This window comes from Sphingomonas sp. BL-S-05, assembly GCF_055521695.1.
This window is the reverse complement of the sequence record NZ_CM145499.1, coordinates 259,349-275,985: the sequence shown is the minus strand read 5'-3', so window position 1 is coordinate 275,985 and position 16,637 is coordinate 259,349. Positions and strand designations below refer to the sequence as shown.

Sequence of the window (16,637 nt, the reverse complement as noted above, 5' to 3'; positions counted from 1 at the left end):
GAACCTGGTCTGACGGGGAACACCCGTACCAGTAAAAATATAGCGATTCGTTGCCATCAGCAACGCTCCGAACGTCGTACGCCATAGCTGACCCTACGCTGAAAGCGCATGGGCGATACGGAGCACCGCATCCTTCGATACGTGTAAGCAACGAAGCGGGGCAGAGGTTCCCTTTGCGGTCGGTTCGCACAACCGCTAAGCCGCGCGCCATGGCAGATCCGGCCCCCGCCCCCGACCGTTCGAAGATGCTGCCGGCGCTCCGGCTGGTCTGGCGATTCACCATTCGGTACAAGCTGCAACTGGTCGGCGCCCTGGTGTCGCTGATCACCGCGGCGATCGCGACGCTGTGGATTCCGCGAACCTTTCAGAAGGTCGTCGACAACGGCTTCGCCATGGGCGCGAACCCCGACCAGATCGGCACCTATTTCGAAGGGCTGCTGGGCGTGGTCGTGATCCTGGCGATCGCGACCGCCGGGCGCTTCTACTTCGTGTCGTGGCTGGGCGAACGAACCGTCGCCGATTTGCGGCTGGCGGTCCATCGCAACCTGTTGACGCTGTCGCCGGGCTATTTCGAGGAAAACCGCCCGTCGGAAATCGCGTCGCGGCTGACCGCCGATACCGCGATCGTCGAAGGGATCGTCAGCACGACGGTATCGGTCGCGCTGCGCAACCTGCTGGTCGGGGTCGGCGGGGTGCTGTACCTGTTCACGCTGCAGCCCAAGCTGACGCTGTACCTGATCGTCGGCATTCCGGTGATCGTGCTGCCGATCATGTGGCTGGGCGGGCGGGTGCGCAAATTGTCGCGGTCGAGCCAGGACCGGATCGCCGATATCGGATCGGTGGCATCGGAAACGCTGGGCGCGATGAAGATCGTGCAGGCGTTCGGACAACAGGGCCGCGAAGGCGACCGGTTCGAAGCCGCCGTCGATCGCGGCTTCGAAACCGCCAAGAAACGCTTCGCCACCCGCGCGATCATGACCGCATTCGTCATCGGCATGTTGTTCGCCGCGATCACCCTGATCATGTGGGACGCGGTCAGCGACGTGGCGGCGGGGCGGACGACGGGGGGTGCGATCACCGCCTTCGTGCTGACCGCCGCGCTGGTCACCGGGTCGTTCGGTGCGCTGACCGAAGTCTATGGCGACCTGATCCGCGCCAGCGGTGCCGCCGGGCGGCTGGCCGAATTGCTGGCACAGCGTCCGGTGATCGCCGCGCCCGCCCGGCCGGTGGCACTGCCCGAACCGGCGCGCGGCGCGGTGTCGTTCCAGGGCGTCACCTTCCACTATCCGACCCGGCCCGAGGTAGCGGCGCTGGCCGACTTCACCCTCGACGTCACGCCCGGGGAAACGGTGGCGGTGGTCGGCCCGTCGGGCGCCGGCAAGTCGACGCTGTTCCAGCTGGTCGAGCGTTTCTACGATCCGGCAACGGGCATGGTCGCGGTCGACGGCGTCGATGTCCGCGATGCCGATCCCGAAGCGGTGCGCGCGCGGATCGCGATGGTGCCGCAGGAAACGGTGATCTTCGCCGCCTCGGCTCGGGACAATCTGCGCTATGGCCGCTGGGACGCGAGCGACGAACAGCTATGGGCGGCGGCGGAGGCGGCCAATGCCACCAGCTTCCTGCGCGCCCTGCCCGACGGGCTCGACACGTTCCTCGGCGAAGGCGGGGCGCGGCTGTCGGGTGGCCAGCGGCAGCGGGTGGCGATCGCGCGCGCGCTGTTGCGCGACGCGCCGATCCTGCTGCTCGACGAAGCGACCTCGGCACTGGATGCGGAGAGCGAGCGGCTGGTCCAGGACGCGCTCGACCGGTTGATGGCCGATCGGACGACGCTGGTCATCGCCCATCGGCTGGCGACGGTGCGCGCGGCGTCGCGGATCATCGTCATGGACCATGGCCGGATCGTCGAGACCGGACGGCATGGCGAGTTGATCGCGCAGGGCGGACTGTATGCGCGGCTGGCGAATTTGCAGTTTCACGAAGCGGGTTGAGGGGGCTTTCCCTAGCCGTTCGGTTCGAGCGCAGGTTCGAGCCTGTCGAGAACCGAAGTCGAGAACGGGGTGCCTCAAACGGGGCGTTCCCGACTTCGCTCGAAGCTGCTCGAACCGAACGAATGGGATCTGGGCCGGATCGACATTCAGATAAGCCCTTCTTTCCCTCGCCCCTCGTAGAGGGGAGAGGGTTGCGCAGACTTGGTCTTTGCGTAGCAAAGGCTTAGTCGGAGCTGGGTGAGGGGTGAAGCGCTCGCGCAAGCGAGCGCGCGAGCCTTTGGCTCGCTCGACCCCTCTCCCAAGCTGCGCTAGCCAGCACGCGGGCAAGCTCCGCTAACCCTCTCCCCTGCCCCGGGGAGAGGGAAGGGTGGCGACCGTTGACTGTCGATCCGCCCTAGCGTCGGTTGACTTGAACCTGACCCGTTCGTCCTGACTAGCCATTGCGCCTGTCGAAAGGGCGTATCGAAGGACCGTCGCAAGCATGTGCTTCGATACGGGTCTTCGACAAGCGCAGCCCCTACTCGGCACGAACAATTCTACCTGCTGTTATCATGCTGTGGGGTCGGCGCCCCTGAGCTACGCCACCGCTGCGACCAATTCGGTCGCGCGCCCCTGCAACTGGGTGTTGAGGGCACCCAGTCCATCGACCAGTCGGGCCAGCGCGCCCGCCTGTTCGCCGATGCCGTCGGCGGCCGTCGCGATGCCGCTGGCGCGCGCATCGATATCGGTGCCGGCGCTGCGAGCTTCCTCGACCCGGGTCGCGATGGCGTGGATCGTGTCGCGTTCGGCGGCGATGGCGGTGGCGATGGTCGTGGTGATCGATCCGATCGCGGCGATGGCCGACTGGACCGCACGCTGACCGCCGGCCACGTCGTCCAGCAGCGCCCGGACGGCGTCGACGCGTCCGGCGATATCGCTTGCCGCATGCTCGGTCTGCCGCGCGAGGGACTTCACCTCGCCCGCGACGACGGCGAAGCCCTGCCCCGCCGCGCCCGCCCGCGCCGCCTCGATCCCGGCGTTGAGCGCCAGCAGGTTGGTCCGTTTGGCAAGGCCGCGGATCAGGTCGAGCATCGCTTCGATCGTCGTGGCGACGTCGGACAGCGACTGGACATGGTCGCAATTGCGGTCGACCAGGTCGCCGGCGTCGCGGCGCAGCCGGTCGGCGCGCTCGGTATCATGGGTGATGCGTTCGAACGACGCGGCCAGCGCGTGGCCACGCTGTTCGATATCGACCATGCCGCGTGCGGTCTGATGCGCGGCGGCGGCGACCGACATCGCCCCGCCCCGCGCCGCTGCGGCACGCTGGTCGAGATCGCCGGCCATCCGCCCGATCGCGGTACAGGCCGCGGAAATATCGCCCGACAGCCGGGTGATCCCGGTTTCGAAGGCATTGGCCGCCTGCCCGACCCGCTCGGCGCGGCGGCGGGCCGCCACCGCCATGTCGCCGTGCCAGCCCGCCGCCATTCGCAACAGCCGCGTCGCATCGAGCAGCCCGGCGAATTGGCCGCCGCGCACCAATACGACGCCATCGTCGCTGTGCAGCCCGACCAGTTCGGGGACCGTCGTATCGGCATCGGCGATCGTCGCCCGGCGGAGCAGCCGCCCGATACCGTTGCCGAAGCTGGGATTGCCGAGCAGCGCGTGACCGAACGGATTGAACAGCAGCTCGCGAATGTCGATTTCGCGCAGCACCCCCACCGGGCGGCGCTGCGGATCGAGTACCGCCAGCAGCCGCAGGTCGTGATGCGCCCGAAACCGCTCGACGACCGCGGTCAGCGTCGCATCCTGCCCGATGGTCAGGTGGTCGGCGGTAATGCCGGGGTCGAGGCGGGAAGGACGGGTCATCGCACGTCCGACCTTGGGGCCATAGGGTAAACCGGTGGCTAACCGGGCGTGACAATGCGATGACACGCCCGGTTTTCTTGTAATTTGCCGGTCGTCAGCGCTTGCGCCCCTGATGCCGGTTATTGGCGGGGCGGCCACGACGCTTGAGCACGCGCGGCGGCGGCCCCTTGCGCCGGTCGTGGCCACTGCCGGTCGCCGACCCCTTGCCATCGGGCAGTTCGAAGCGGAGCGCCCCCGATACCGGGTTCGCTTCGGCAAGGCGGAGCGACAGGCGCTGGCCGGCGCTGAACGTCTCGCCGCTATGGTCGCCGATCAGCGACTGCGACGCTTCGTCGAAGCGGAAATATTCGGTGCCGAGGTCGCGGGCCGGGACCAGCCCGTCGCCGCCCACGCCCTCGACCGTCGCGAAGAAGCCGAAGCTGGCGACGCCGGTGATCCGCGCCTCCATCACCGTGCCGACATGTTCGGCCAGATAGGCGGCGACATAGCGGTCGACCGTCTCGCGCTCCGCCTCCATCGCGCGGCGTTCGAGGCCGCTGATCGCCTCGCCGACGCGCTCCATGTTCGCGGCATCGTCGGCGGGCAGCGCCCCGTCGCCAAGGCCATAGCTGCCGACCAGCGAGCGATGGACGATCAGATCGGCATAGCGCCGGATCGGCGAGGTGAAATGCGCATAGCTGCCGAGGCTCAGGCCGAAATGGCCGTGGTTCTGCGGGCCGTAGAATGCCTGGGTCTGGGTGCGCAGGATCTGCTCCATCACCTGCGGTTTAAAATCGGCCTCGCCGATGCGTTCGAGCACATGGTTGAACGTCGCCGGGCGGATCACCTGCCCCAGCGCGAACGGCACGTCGAACGTCTCCAGATAGTCCTTCAGCGCCACCAGCTTCTCGCGCGTCGGCGGTTCGTGGACCCGGTACATGACGGGCGCCTTCTTCGCCTCCAGCGCTTTCGCCGCGGCGACGTTGGCGGCGATCATGAAATCCTCGATCAGCCGCATCGAATCCAACCGTTCGCGCGGCGCAACCGACAGGATGCGGCCCTTCTCGTCGAGCACGATCCGCCGTTCGGGCAGATCGAGGTCGAGCGGCTCACGATGCGCCCGCGCCTTGGCCAGCGCCGCCCAGCAGCCCCACAGGGGTTTCAGCGCGCCATCGACCAGTTCCGGCGCGACCGGTGCGTCGGCGACGCCGTCGATCGCCGCCTGCGCATGTTCATAGGCGATGTTGGCGGCGACGCGGATCACTGCGCGGGAGAAGCGCCAGTCCTTGAGCTTCCCGTCCTTCGCGATGGTCAGGTGACACACCAGCGCCGCGCGATCCTGCCCGGCCTTCAGCGAACAGACGTCCGCCGACAGGATCTCGGGCAGCATCGGCACGACCCGGTCGGGGAAATAGACGCTGTTGCCGCGCGAGCGCGCCGATTTGTCGAGTTCCGATCCGGGCCGGACATAGAAGGACACGTCGGCGATGGCGACGATCGCCTGCCAGCCGCCCTCATTGTCGGCGCGGTCGTCGGGGCTGGCCCAGACCGCATCGTCATGGTCGCGCGCGTCGATCGGGTCGATCGCGACGATCGGCAGGTGCCGCAGGTCCTCGCGGTCGCCATCGAGCGGATACCCGGCAACCTTCTTCGCCTCGGCGAGCACTTCTTCCGCAAACACGTCGGGAATGCCGTGCTTGTGGATCGCGATCAGCGAGAAGCTGCGCGCCTCGAACGGATCGCCCAGCCGCTCGACCACGCGCGCGGTGATGCGCGGGGGACGGCCGCCCAGCGCGGCGAGCACCAGATCGCCGGGCGCGGCACCGCCGGCATCGGTCACCGGCACCTCGCGGCGCTCCTTCTTGTCGACACCCTGCAGCCACAGCTTGTCGCCCTCGGCACGCAGCACGCCCAGCACCGCTTCGGCGGCGCGGTCGAGCTTCTTCATCGGATAGGCGGCCCAGCCGCTGCCGGCCTCCTCGGTCCGGGCAAGGATGCGATCGCCGACGCCCAGCGCGCTGCGCCGCCCGCGTTCGCGCACCCGGACACGCGGCGGTTGCGTATCCGCATCCCATCGTTCGGGCACCGCCCAAACATTCCCCCCATCGTCGACATCGGCGACGCGCAGCACGGTCACCTTGGGCAGCCCGCCCATCTTGTGAAAGGCGCGGCCCGGCGCGCTGTCGATCAGCCCTTCGTCGGCCATGTCCTTCAGCAGTGCCTTCAACGATATCTTCTGCTGCGCCGACAGCCCGAACGCACGCGCGATCTCACGCTTGCCCGCCGGGGTGTCGGACGTCTGGATGAAGTCGAGGATCTGCTCGCGGGTGGGCAGGCCGGGCGGCGTCTTGGTGCGTACCATCGCCCAGGACATAGGGCGTGCGGGGCGTCAGACCAATGGCGTATCGTCGGCGGACCCGAACCGCCCGCCGTCCGTTGGGCCGCAAACCCTATTGGACAGGAGGAGACGGCCATGGGAATCTTCGAACGCATCAAGACGCAGATCTTCGGTAAGGACGGTGGCCCGTTCGGCGACAACTATCTGGGCAAGAAGAAGGAAGCGCCCGCGCCGCAGCCCGTGCCCGCTCCCGCACCGGTGCCGCAGCAGCATGCACCCGCGCCGGCACCGGCAGCCCCCGCCGCTCCGGCACACGCTGCGCCCGCCGCGCCGCAGCCGGTCGATCCGATGACCGCGATCGAGCGGATCGCGCAGCAGAAGGGCAATCCCGCGCTCAACTGGCGGACGTCGATCGTCGACCTGATGAAGCTGCTCGACCTCGATTCCAGCCTCGACAACCGCAAGGAGCTGGCCACCGAACTGGGCTATACCGGCGCCAAGGACGGCAGCGCCGAGATGAACATCTGGCTGCACCGCGCGGTGTTGCAGGAACTCGGCAAGGCCGGTGGGCAGGTGCCGGGGAACTTGAAGGACTGAGTAGTTCGTAAACGTCCGTCGAACCGTACCCCCGCGCAGGCGGGGGTCCAGAGCCACGGGCGAAGGCGTTGGTGGCCCTGGATCCCCGCCTACGCGGGGATACGCTGGGAGTGACCTCGCGGGCTAAACCGTCAATACGCGCGGCCGATCAGCACGCGCTCGACCGCCGGCTCACCGGTGAACACACACGGGCCGTCGTCGCAGCCGGTCTGGCCGAGCGGCGCGTTGCGGATCGTCAGCTTCAACCCCTTCAACCGCTGCACCACCGTTTCCAGTGCGTCGCCGGTCGGCTTCGACCAGCGGACATCGACCCAGCCGGGGTTCTTCACGCCATCAGCGAAATGCGCTTCGACGCCGGCCCAATCGTCGATCGGCACGATTGCGGCCCGCAGCCGCTCGGTCGACTGCGCCAGCAGCGTCGCTTGAATGTCGGCCAGCGTTTCGCCGATCGTCGCGGCAAAGTCGTCGCGGGCCACGACCTGCGAATCCAGCTTGCCATCGGCACGGTACAGCCGGTCGCGACGCACGACCGAGACATTGCCGCCCGCCATGTCGCGTCCGCCGACCTCGACGATCACCGGCGCGCCCTTCTTGACCCAGCCCCAGCGCTTGTTCGCGGCCTTGGCCGGCTTCAGGTCGAGCAACGCACGCACCGGTTCGCCCAGCGCCGACTGCTTCGCCAACGATGCCTGCAACTCGCGGCAATAGGCGATCAGCGGTTCGTCCTCCGGCGCATCGCGCAGCATCGGGACGATCACCACCTGCCACGGCGCGATCGCCGGCGGCACACGCAGGCCGTCATCGTCGCCATGGACCATGATGACGCCGCCGATCATCCGCGTCGACACGCCCCAGCTGGTCGTGTTGGCGTGTTCGAACTGCCCCTCCGCATTCTGGAAGCGGATATTCTGCGCATGCGCGAAATTGGTGCCGAGAAAGTGCGAGGTGCCCGCCTGCAACGCCTTGCCGTCCTGCATCATCGCTTCGATGCTGTAGGTCGCGACCGCGCCGGGGAAGCGTTCATTCTCCGGCTTCTCGCCCGCGATCACGTGCAGGCCGAGACAGGTCTCGGCGAACTCGCGATACACTTCGAGCATCTTGAGCGTCTCGCCCTGCGCCTCTTCCGCCGTGGCATGGGCGGTATGCCCTTCCTGCCACAGGAACTCGGCGGTGCGCAGGAACATGCGGGTGCGCATTTCCCAGCGGACGACGTTCGCCCATTGGTTGATGAGCACCGGCAGGTCGCGCCACGACTGGACCCAGCGCGAAAAGGCGGTGCCGATCACCGTCTCGCTGGTCGGACGCACGACCAGCGGTTCCTCGAGCTTCGCTTCGGGATCGGGCACCAGCCCGCCCTTGCCGTCCGCGACCAGCCGATGGTGGGTGACGACCGCCATTTCCTTGGCGAAGCCGTCGACATGCTCGGCTTCCTTCTCGAAATAGGAGAGCGGGATGAAGAGCGGGAAATAGCAATTCTCGTGCCCCGTCGCCTTGATCCGATCGTCGAGCAGCCGCTGGATCCGCTCCCAGATGCCATAGCCCCATGGCCGGATGACCATGCACCCGCGTACCCCGGATTCCTCGGCCAGATCGGCCTCGGTGATGACGGCTTGATACCAGGCGGCGAAATCCTGTTCGCGCGTGACGTTGAGAGCGTGCTTCATGCAGCGCGCGATAGCGGCAAAGGGGGCCGTTCGCCAAGCGGCGATACGCGGCTCAGCCTCGGCGCAATGCGAGTGCGACGATGACGATCCACGGCACGATGGCGATCGCCAGCCAGAACAACAAGGTCGTCCGCGGTTGCAGGCGATCGCGACCGGCGCGGCGCACGATCCGTTCGATCGGGAAGACTTCGATTTCCGCAAAACGATCGATATTCTTCTCGTACTTCATGCCTTACGCTCCGACGATCCAGTCCTGTCGCATCCATGTACCGCCGCTTTCCTTGCCACTGCGCGCACGGACCCGCCGGCCAAATCGCGTGGCCGCCGCAACCGCCGGTGACGGCGGACAGGCGCCGGCTCCTCCGCATGGGCACCATGGTTAGCGAAGTCTCTCGGTGCGCGAAGGCGACAAGCCTGCAAACTCCATGGGCAGGCGCATGGGGTGGCGTCGGCGCGACACAGTCTGTACGTGCCCGTTCATGCCCGGCGACCGCATCCTGAAGGGGCTGGCGCTCCGCCTGCTCGCAATCTTCTTCCTGTCCACCATGTCCGCACTGGTGAAGTTGGCCGAAACGCGCGGCGCGTCGCTGCCCGAGACGATGTTCTATCGTCAGCTATGCGCGTTGCCGCTCGTGCTGGGCTTCGTCGCCGCCGGACCGGGGTTGCGATCGCTGCGCACGACACGGATCAAGGGGCATCTGACCCGGTCGATGATCGGGCTGGTCGGCATGGTCTTCACCTTCGGTGCAGTGCTGCTGCTGCCGCTTGCCGAGGCGACGACGTTCCAGTTCACCGTGCCGATCTTCGCGACGCTGCTGGGGGCGCTGGTCCTGCGCGAACCGACGGGGTGGCAGCGGTGGGGCGCGGTGCTGCTGGGCTTTGTCGGCGTGCTGGTCGTGGCGCAGCCGGGCAGCGCCCATGTACCGCTGTTCGGGGCGTTCGTAGGGTTGATGGCGGCGCTGTTCGTCGCGCTGGTCGCGATCGCGCTGCGCCAGTTGCGCGACGAACCGGCGGGGACCACGGTGTTCTGGTTCTCGACGCTGACGCTGCCGTTCATCGCGACGGCCTATGCCTTCAACATCCGCTCGCACGACTGGCTCACCTGGGCGAACCTGATCGCGATCGGCATGGTCGGCGGCATGGGACAGATCGCGCTGACCGCCGCGTCGCGTTCGGCCCCCGTCGCGGCGGTGGTGCCGATGGACTATTCGGGGCTGCTCTGGGCGACCGTCTATGGCTGGTTGCTGTTCGGCGTATTGCCGACGCCGATGACCTGGGCCGGCGCCCCGATCATCATCATGAGCGGGCTGTTCATCGTATGGCGCGAACATCGCCTCGGTCGGCAGAAGGTGCGATCGATGGTCGAGGAGGATTAACTCTCCTCGATCTCACCGCGCACCTGGGCATGGGCGAGCAACGCGAACAGCACGCTGCCACCGACGATATTACCGAACAGCACCGGAAGGAAAAAGGCCAGCGCCTGTCCGGCGCCCATGTCGCCATGCAACACCAGCACCCACATTTCCGCCGATCCGGCGACGACATGCGCGAAGCCGCCAAGATCGATCAGCCCGGTAAGCAGCACGATCAGCGTGACCTTCTGCCCCTCGACGCTCGGCAGGCACCATACGACGCTAGCCAGCAGGATGCCCGACGGGATGCCTGCCAGAAAGCCCTCCATCCCGACATGCTCCAGCACGACGCCGCTGACCTCGACCAGTTCGCGCGCCTGTTCCACGCCAAGACCGCCGAGCATCGCGAAGCCGGCAAAGGCGAAGGTGCCGACCATGTTGGCGAGCAGCACGATACCCCATAGCCGGAGCGTCCGTACCAGATTGCGGGCCGACGGATCGGTCGCCAGCGGCAGGACTGCCGACAAGGTGCTTTCGGTGAAGAGCTGCATTCGGCCGAGGATCACGACGACGAACCCGATCGCATAGCCCAGCGACTGAAGCAGCGGCGTCCATGGTCCGGCGGGAACCGCGGTTTCCATTACCGCCTTGCCCAGCAGCGACAGGCCGATCGCAATGCCTGCGGTAATGCCCGACCACATCAGCGAAGCGGCAGGGCGTTCCAGTTCCTCGATGCCCTGTCGCCGCACGACCTCGTGGACGATCAGGGCAGAGGCGGCACGGCGATCGTCGACCACCTCCTCCTGTTCGGGATTCAGCGCGACCTTCTGTTCTTCGTCGTCGGTATCGGGTGCAGCGGGTTGTGGGTCGGCCATAGGCCATTGGGAACCGCCGGTTGTTGCGGCGGTTCCTTTTACCAACCCGTTACTCCGCCGCTTCCGCGACAGGAGCCACCGGTTCCCTCCACGCCAGCACCGGCTTGCGCGCCGCCAGCGTCTCGTCGAGACGACGGCGCGGTGCGAAATGCGGAGCCGATTTCAGTGCGGTGTCGCCCGCCTTGGCGCGTTCGCCGACCGACTTCAAAGCGCCGATGAACTGGTCGAGCGCCGCCTTGCTCTCGGTCTCGGTCGGTTCGACCAGCATCGCGCCGTGGACGACCAGCGGGAAATACACCGTCATCGGGTGATAGCCCTCGTCGATCAGCCCCTTGGCCACGTCGAGCGTCGAGAAGCCGTCGGCGAGGTTCGCATCGCTGAACAGCGCCTCGTGCATGCACGGGCCGCTCTTGCCGAACGGTGCGTCGAGCGTGTCGTCGAGGCTGCGCAGGACGTAATTGGCGTTGAGCACCGCGTCTTCCGACACCTGCTTCAGTCCGTCCGCGCCATGGCTGAGGATGTAGGACAGTGCGCGGGTGAACATGCCCATCTGGCCGTGAAACGCCACCATCCGGCCGAAGCTGTCGGCATGATGCTCGCCTGCGGTTTCCTCCTCGACCAGCACGAACTTGCCGTCCTGCTTCTCGACGAACGGCAGGGGCGCGAACGGGGTCAGCGCCTTGGAGAATACCACCGGCCCCGACCCCGGACCGCCGCCGCCATGCGGGGTCGAGAAGGTCTTGTGCAGGTTGATGTGCATCGCATCGACACCGAGATCGCCCGGCCGGACCCGCCCGACGATCGCGTTGAAGTTCGCGCCGTCGCAATAGACGTACCCGCCCGCCGCATGGACCGCGTCGGAGATTTCCTTGAGGTCGCGTTCGAACAGCCCGCAGGTGTTCGGGTTGGTGATCATCACGCCCGCGACGTCGGGACCCAGCCGGTCCTTCAGCGCCTGCGTATCGACGCGGCCGTCGGCGGTCGCCGGAATGTCCTTGACCGTGAAGCCCGCGAACGCGGCGGTGGCGGGGTTGGTACCGTGCGCGCTCTCGGGGACGAGAATGACCTTGCGATGCCCCTCGCCGCGCTTCTCCAGCGCCGCTTTGATCGCGAGGATGCCGCACAGCTCGCCATGCGCGCCGGCCTTGGGGCTCATCGCCACCGAATCCATGTTGGTCAGCGTGACCAGCCAGTGCGCCAGCTGATGGATTACCTCCAGCGCGCCCTGCACCGTGTCGATCGGACCCAGCGGGTGCAGATCGGCGAAGCCCGGCAGTCGCGCCATCCGCTCGTTGAGGCGCGGATTATGCTTCATCGTGCACGACCCCAGCGGGAACAGGCCGAGGTCGATCGCGTAGTTCTGCCGCGACAGGCGCGTATAGTGACGCACCGCTTCGGGTTCCGACAGACCGGGCAGGCCGATCGCACTCTTGCGGGCATGGTTGCCCAGCCGCGACGCGACCTTGGGTGCGTCGTCGATATCGACGCCGGTCGTTTCCGCCGACCCGATCTCGAAGATCAGCGCTTCTTCGAGCATCAGCGCACGGTTGCCGGTGAAGGTCGCCTGCGCACCGCCCGTTGCCTCACCCATGGCCGGACGCCAGCCGCTCTGGTTCACGCTCATGCCAGTACCTCCGTGAGCGCTGCGGCGAGCGCTTCGATATCTTCCTCGGTCACCGTCTCGGTCACCGCCACGACCAGCCCGTTGGCAAGGCCATCCTCCCCCGGATAGAGCCGGCCGAGCGATACGCCGGCCAGCACGCCGCGATCGGCGAGTTCGCGCACTACGGGCCGCGCCTCGGTCGGAAGCTTCAGCGTGAATTCGTTGAAGAAGCTGTCATTGACCAGTTCGACGCCCGGCACCTGCGCCAGCCGCGCGGCCGCCGCGCATGCCTTGGCATGGTTGACCTCGGCCAGCTGCCGCAACCCCTTTTCGCCAAGCAGCGTCAGATGGATCGAGAAGGCGAGCGCACACAGCCCCGAATTGGTGCAGATGTTCGACGTCGCCTTTTCGCGGCGGATATGCTGTTCGCGGGTCGACAACGTCAGGACGAAGCCGCGCTTGCCCTCGGCATCGACCGTCTCGCCGCACAGCCGCCCCGGCATCTGCCGCACCAGCTTTTCCGAACAGGCGAACAGCCCGACATAGGGACCGCCGAACTGGAGGCCGACGCCCAGCGACTGACCTTCGCCCACCACGATATCGGCGCCCAGATTGCCCGGCGCCTCGATCGCGCCCAGCGCGACCGGCTCGGTCACGACCGCGATCAGCAGCGCCTTCACCGCATGCGCGGCATCGGCGATGCGCTGCAGGTCGGGGATGCGGCCGAGGATATCGGGATACTGGACGACGACGCACGAGGTATCGGCATCGATCTTCTCGATCAGCCGGTCGTCATCGGTCTCGGCGACCAGCCATGGCTGGGTCGTGTCGAGCACGTCGCCGGTGAACTTCGCCATGGTCTTCGCGACCGAGACATAGTGCGGATGCACGCCGCCCGAAAACACCGCCTTGGCCTTGCGCGTCACGCGGCGGGCCATCGTCACCGCTTCCCAGCAGGCGGTCGACCCGTCGTACATCGACGCATTCGCCACGTCGCAGCCGAGCAGCCGCGCGACCTGGCTCTGGAATTCGAAGAGCATCTGGAGCGTACCCTGCGCGATCTCCGGCTGGTACGGCGTATAGGCCGTCAGATACTCGCCGCGCTGGATCAGGTGGTCGACGCTGGCCGGCACATGGTGGCGGTACGCGCCACAGCCGAGGAAGAACGGCACCGACCCCGCCGCGACATTCTTCGCCGCCAGCGCCGACAGATGCCGCTCGACCGCCAGTTCGCTGGCATGGTTGGGCAGGCCCGGCACCGGCCCGTCGAGCCGTGCGGATTCGGGGACGTCGACGAACAGGTCGTCGATGCTGTCGGCACCGATCGTGGCCAGCATATCGGTCCGGTCGGTCGGGGTCAGGGGAAGATAGCGCATGATGGTCCTTGTTGGTCCGCGGGAAGCTGGAGACTGATCCGCCACCGGAACCTGCGTCATCCCAGCGAAGGCTGGGATCTCTCGGTAATAGCCGGGAGACAGGAGCCGCATGATGCCCCAGCCTGCGCTGGGGCGACGTCTCCCGTCGAACCAGCCAGTCCTTACAGCCGCGCGACGTAGGCGGCGTATTTGTCCTCATCCATCAGCTCGCCCAGCTCGCTGTCGTCGCGCAGCGTCAGCTTGAAGAACCAGCCCTCACCCTCGGGGTCCTCGTTGACCAGCGCAGGGTTGTCGGCCAGCGCGGCATTGCCCTCGAGGACCGTGCCCGATGCGGGGGTATAGACGTCCGACGCGGCCTTGACCGATTCGACGACGGCGGCGTCATCGCCCTTGGTCAGCTGCTTGCCCTCTTCGGGCACGTCGACGAACACGATGTCGCCAAGCTGCCCGGCGGCATATTCGGTGATGCCGACGGTCGCGACTTCACCGTCGACCTCGATCCATTCATGTTCCTGCGTAAAATAACGGCTCATCCGACAAGCTCCCTTTAGCGGACGTAACGATGGGGGACGAAGGGCATCGGCACGACGCGTGCCGCATGCACCTTGCCACGCTGGCGCAGCATCACGGTACCGGCTTCGGCCAGCGCCGGCGGGCAATAGGCCATGGCGATCGGCGCCTGTACGCTCGGCGCGAACCCGCCCGAGGTGACGCGGCCGACGGCATTGCCATCGGCATCGATCACCTCGGCACCCTCGCGCACCGGCTGGCGACCTTCGACGATAAGGCCGATCCGCTTCGATTCCGGTCCGGCGGCGCGCTCGGCAAGGATGCGCTCAGCACCCGGAAAGCCACCTTCCTCACGACGGCGCTTCGACAGCGCGAAGCCGAGATCGGCGGCGACCGGCGTGGTATCGGGACCGAGGTCATGGCCATAGAGCGGCAACCCAGCCTCCAGCCGCAGCGAGTCGCGCGCGCCCAGACCGATCGGCTTCACCTCCGGCTCGGCGCAGATCGCGTCGGCAAAGGCGGTGGCGGCATCTTCGGGCAGCGAGATCTCATAGCCGTCCTCGCCGGTATAGCCCGAGCGGCTGACCCACAAAGCATGGCCGTTCCAGTCGAACGCGCCGGCGGTCATGAAGGTCAGCGCGGCGACACCCGGCAGGATGCGATCGAGCGCATCGACTGCCTTCGGCCCCTGCAACGCCAGCAGCGCGCGGTCGTCGAGATGGTTGAGCGTGATCTCGTCGGCGAGGTGCTCGCGAAGATGACCGATGTCGTCATATTTGGTCGCGCCGTTGACGACCATGTAGAAGGCGTCCCCGCCCTCGGCCGCATCCATCGGGAACGGCACGCCCGGCTCCGCTCCCAGCCGCGTGACCATCAGGTCGTCGAGGATGCCGCCCTGCTCGTCGAGCAGCAGCGAATAGCGCATCTTGGCGGGCTTCAGTATCTTCAGGTCGCCGGGCAGCAACGCCTCCAGCGCCGCGGTCGCATCCGGCCCCTGGATGAGCAACTGGCCCATATGGCTGACGTCGAACAGCCCGGCGCTCTCGCGCGTCCACAGATGCTCGGCCATGATGCCTTCATACTGGACCGGCATCATATAGCCCGCGAACGGGACCATCCGCCCACCCTTGACCCGGTGCCATGCGTCGAGCGGCAGCGTCTGCGGCGGCAATTCCTCGACGGGATCGCTGCCGTCGGCGCGCAGTTCGTGGGCGGGTTCGCTGTTCGGGGCGCTATCGCTCATCGCCAAAGTCCTTCGTGAATCGGTTCAACGACGCCCGACGGCACAAGGGTGCCGGATCGGTCGTCGCCCCCTCTGTCACGGAACCTGAGAGCTTTCGCACGGGCGATTGGCCCGGCTTACCCCTTCGGTGGTCCGGCCGTTACGGCCGCGACGCTTTCCAGAGTATCTTGTGCCAGTTGCGCGGTCCCTGTTGCCTGAGAGATTCCGGGGCGGTTGCTCCTTCGGCGGCGGACTGCTCCGCACTCTCCCGCGCATGGCGTCGGCTGTAAGCCTGTCGATGGCAAAAGCTCTGGCTCGGGGGCCGGGATTAGTCAATCGGGAAAGCGGGGATGGAACCGGACAGACGGCAAACGTCCCTTTGCACGACCGCCCCGTACCCTCGCGCCGGCGGGGGTCCAGGGCAGCATACGCAACCCAATTCTTGCTCGGCTCTGGACCCACGCCTGCGCGGGGGTACGTCAAGGAGCCAATTTCCTTACCGCGTAACGTTGTACTTCAGTTGCTCGTCGGTAAGCTGGAAGCCGACCAGCGCCTCGAAGGTCGCAGCGAGTACCGCCTGCCGCACCGCCGGATCGGACAGCGGATCGACCGCCGCGTCCTGATCCCCGGGCTTGCGGCGACGGTTGATCTGGTCGCGGGTCTCCTGCGGCAGCGTCGCGGCGGCGCGGTCGACGATCGCGCTGCCCTGCCCCTGTGCCTGTGCGCGTGCCTGCCCGTCGGCGAAGTTCAGCGTCACCTGTCCCACCCGCTTCGACACGACCTGCGTGCCGCCGCGCACCACCGACACGAAATAGGGCAGCGTCACGGTCCGCGCACCCTGCACATTGTTGCGGCGCGCCTGCACGTCGAAGGTCAGCGTGCTGTTGATGGTGTCGGTGCCCTCGGCGCAGGTGGCGCGCACATTGGTCAGTGTCGCGACGACGTCGATCGCCTTTGCTTCGCGGCTGGCGGGCGGGTCGAACAGGGTGATGTCGCCGGTCCCCGCCGGGACACCCGCCACCGGACAGGCCGATCGCACCGCCGAAATGCCGACGCCCTGCGTCACGTCGAGTTCGCCGGTGCGCTTGCATCCACTCAAAGCCAGAACGGCGACGGCGGCAATGGCGGCAGTTTTGCGGAGGGTCACGGGAACACGATACCTTATGCACGGGTGCGGCGATGCCGCGCCTCCTGATCGCACGCTTCATAGGAACCGGCTTTCGCGCGCGCAAGCAATCGAGTCGCTTTCGAGGCAGGCGGCACCAGCCCGCTCCTCAAACCGTGCACG

Annotated in this window: 13 protein-coding genes and 2 riboswitches; of the genes, 3 read left to right on the top strand and 10 right to left on the bottom strand. The window is 67.2% G+C overall.

The features are described 5' to 3' along the window. The first annotated feature begins 209 nt into the window (after positions 1-209). Positions 210-1,988, top strand: coding sequence for an ABC transporter transmembrane domain-containing protein (locus ACZ1JS_RS01245; protein WP_465167353.1), 1,779 nt, complete (start codon positions 210-212; stop codon positions 1,986-1,988). Positions 1,989-2,564: 576 nt separating this feature from the next. Here the strand turns inward: ACZ1JS_RS01245 and ACZ1JS_RS01240 are convergent. Beyond that, positions 2,565-3,833 (bottom strand): methyl-accepting chemotaxis protein, encoded by a 1,269-nt coding sequence (locus tag ACZ1JS_RS01240; RefSeq protein ID WP_465167352.1) that lies wholly within the window; start codon positions 3,831-3,833, stop codon positions 2,565-2,567. 94 nt (positions 3,834-3,927) lie between these two features. Then, on the bottom strand, positions 3,928-5,760 hold the full coding sequence (locus ACZ1JS_RS01235) for a ribonuclease R family protein (RefSeq protein WP_465168602.1): 1,833 nt from the start codon (positions 5,758-5,760) through the stop codon (positions 3,928-3,930). Positions 5,761-6,285: 525 nt separating this feature from the next. Here ACZ1JS_RS01235 and ACZ1JS_RS01230 point away from each other — a divergent pair. Further along, the gene (locus tag ACZ1JS_RS01230; protein ID WP_465167351.1) at positions 6,286-6,747 is read left to right on the top strand and encodes a DUF3597 domain-containing protein; all 462 of its coding nucleotides are present in this window, start codon (positions 6,286-6,288) and stop codon (positions 6,745-6,747) included. Between the two features lie 131 nt (positions 6,748-6,878). Here the strand turns inward: ACZ1JS_RS01230 and ACZ1JS_RS01225 are convergent, their stop codons facing one another. Together ACZ1JS_RS01225 and ACZ1JS_RS01220 are read right to left on the bottom strand one after the other, a co-directional pair. Continuing rightward, a complete protein-coding gene (locus tag ACZ1JS_RS01225) occupies positions 6,879-8,144 on the bottom strand; it encodes an aminoacyl--tRNA ligase-related protein (protein WP_465167350.1) in 1,266 nt (421 codons plus the stop codon). A gap of 319 nt (positions 8,145-8,463) precedes the next feature. Then, on the bottom strand, positions 8,464-8,640 hold the full coding sequence (locus ACZ1JS_RS01220) for a hypothetical protein (RefSeq protein WP_465167349.1): 177 nt from the start codon (positions 8,638-8,640) through the stop codon (positions 8,464-8,466). A 250-nt stretch (positions 8,641-8,890) separates the two neighbouring features. Between ACZ1JS_RS01220 and ACZ1JS_RS01215 the strand changes: the two genes are divergently transcribed. Then, positions 8,891-9,787, top strand: a complete 897-nt coding sequence (locus ACZ1JS_RS01215) for a DMT family transporter (protein WP_465167348.1) — start codon at positions 8,891-8,893, stop codon at positions 9,785-9,787. On the opposite strand, the gene ACZ1JS_RS01210 is transcribed toward ACZ1JS_RS01215, so the two are convergent. From ACZ1JS_RS01210 to ACZ1JS_RS01185, 6 genes are all read right to left on the bottom strand, one after another. Then, a complete protein-coding gene (locus ACZ1JS_RS01210; RefSeq protein ID WP_465167347.1) occupies positions 9,784-10,638 on the bottom strand; it encodes a formate/nitrite transporter family protein in 855 nt (284 codons plus the stop codon). The two genes, ACZ1JS_RS01215 and ACZ1JS_RS01210, sit on opposite strands and share 4 nt — an antisense overlap. 49 nt (positions 10,639-10,687) lie before the next feature. Continuing rightward, positions 10,688-12,262 (bottom strand): aminomethyl-transferring glycine dehydrogenase subunit GcvPB, encoded by a 1,575-nt coding sequence (gene gcvPB, locus ACZ1JS_RS01205; RefSeq protein ID WP_465167346.1) that lies wholly within the window; start codon positions 12,260-12,262, stop codon positions 10,688-10,690. Continuing rightward, a complete protein-coding gene (gene gcvPA, locus ACZ1JS_RS01200; RefSeq protein ID WP_465167345.1) occupies positions 12,259-13,617 on the bottom strand; it encodes an aminomethyl-transferring glycine dehydrogenase subunit GcvPA in 1,359 nt (452 codons plus the stop codon). The genes gcvPB and gcvPA overlap by 4 nt, the downstream gene beginning before the upstream one ends. 161 nt (positions 13,618-13,778) lie before the next feature. Further along, positions 13,779-14,150 (bottom strand): glycine cleavage system protein GcvH, encoded by a 372-nt coding sequence (gene gcvH / locus ACZ1JS_RS01195; RefSeq protein ID WP_110153316.1) that lies wholly within the window; start codon positions 14,148-14,150, stop codon positions 13,779-13,781. 14 nt (positions 14,151-14,164) lie between these two features. Continuing rightward, entirely contained in the window at positions 14,165-15,370 is a 1,206-nt protein-coding gene (gene gcvT / locus ACZ1JS_RS01190; protein ID WP_465167344.1) for a glycine cleavage system aminomethyltransferase GcvT, read from the bottom strand. A 62-nt stretch (positions 15,371-15,432) separates the two neighbouring features. Next, a riboswitch (glycine riboswitch) is annotated at positions 15,433-15,541 on the bottom strand. Further along, positions 15,542-15,630, bottom strand: a riboswitch (glycine riboswitch). It lies immediately after the preceding riboswitch. A 215-nt stretch (positions 15,631-15,845) separates the two neighbouring features. Continuing rightward, a complete protein-coding gene (locus tag ACZ1JS_RS01185; protein WP_465167343.1) occupies positions 15,846-16,496 on the bottom strand; it encodes a hypothetical protein in 651 nt (216 codons plus the stop codon). Positions 16,497-16,637: the final 141 nt, after the last annotated feature.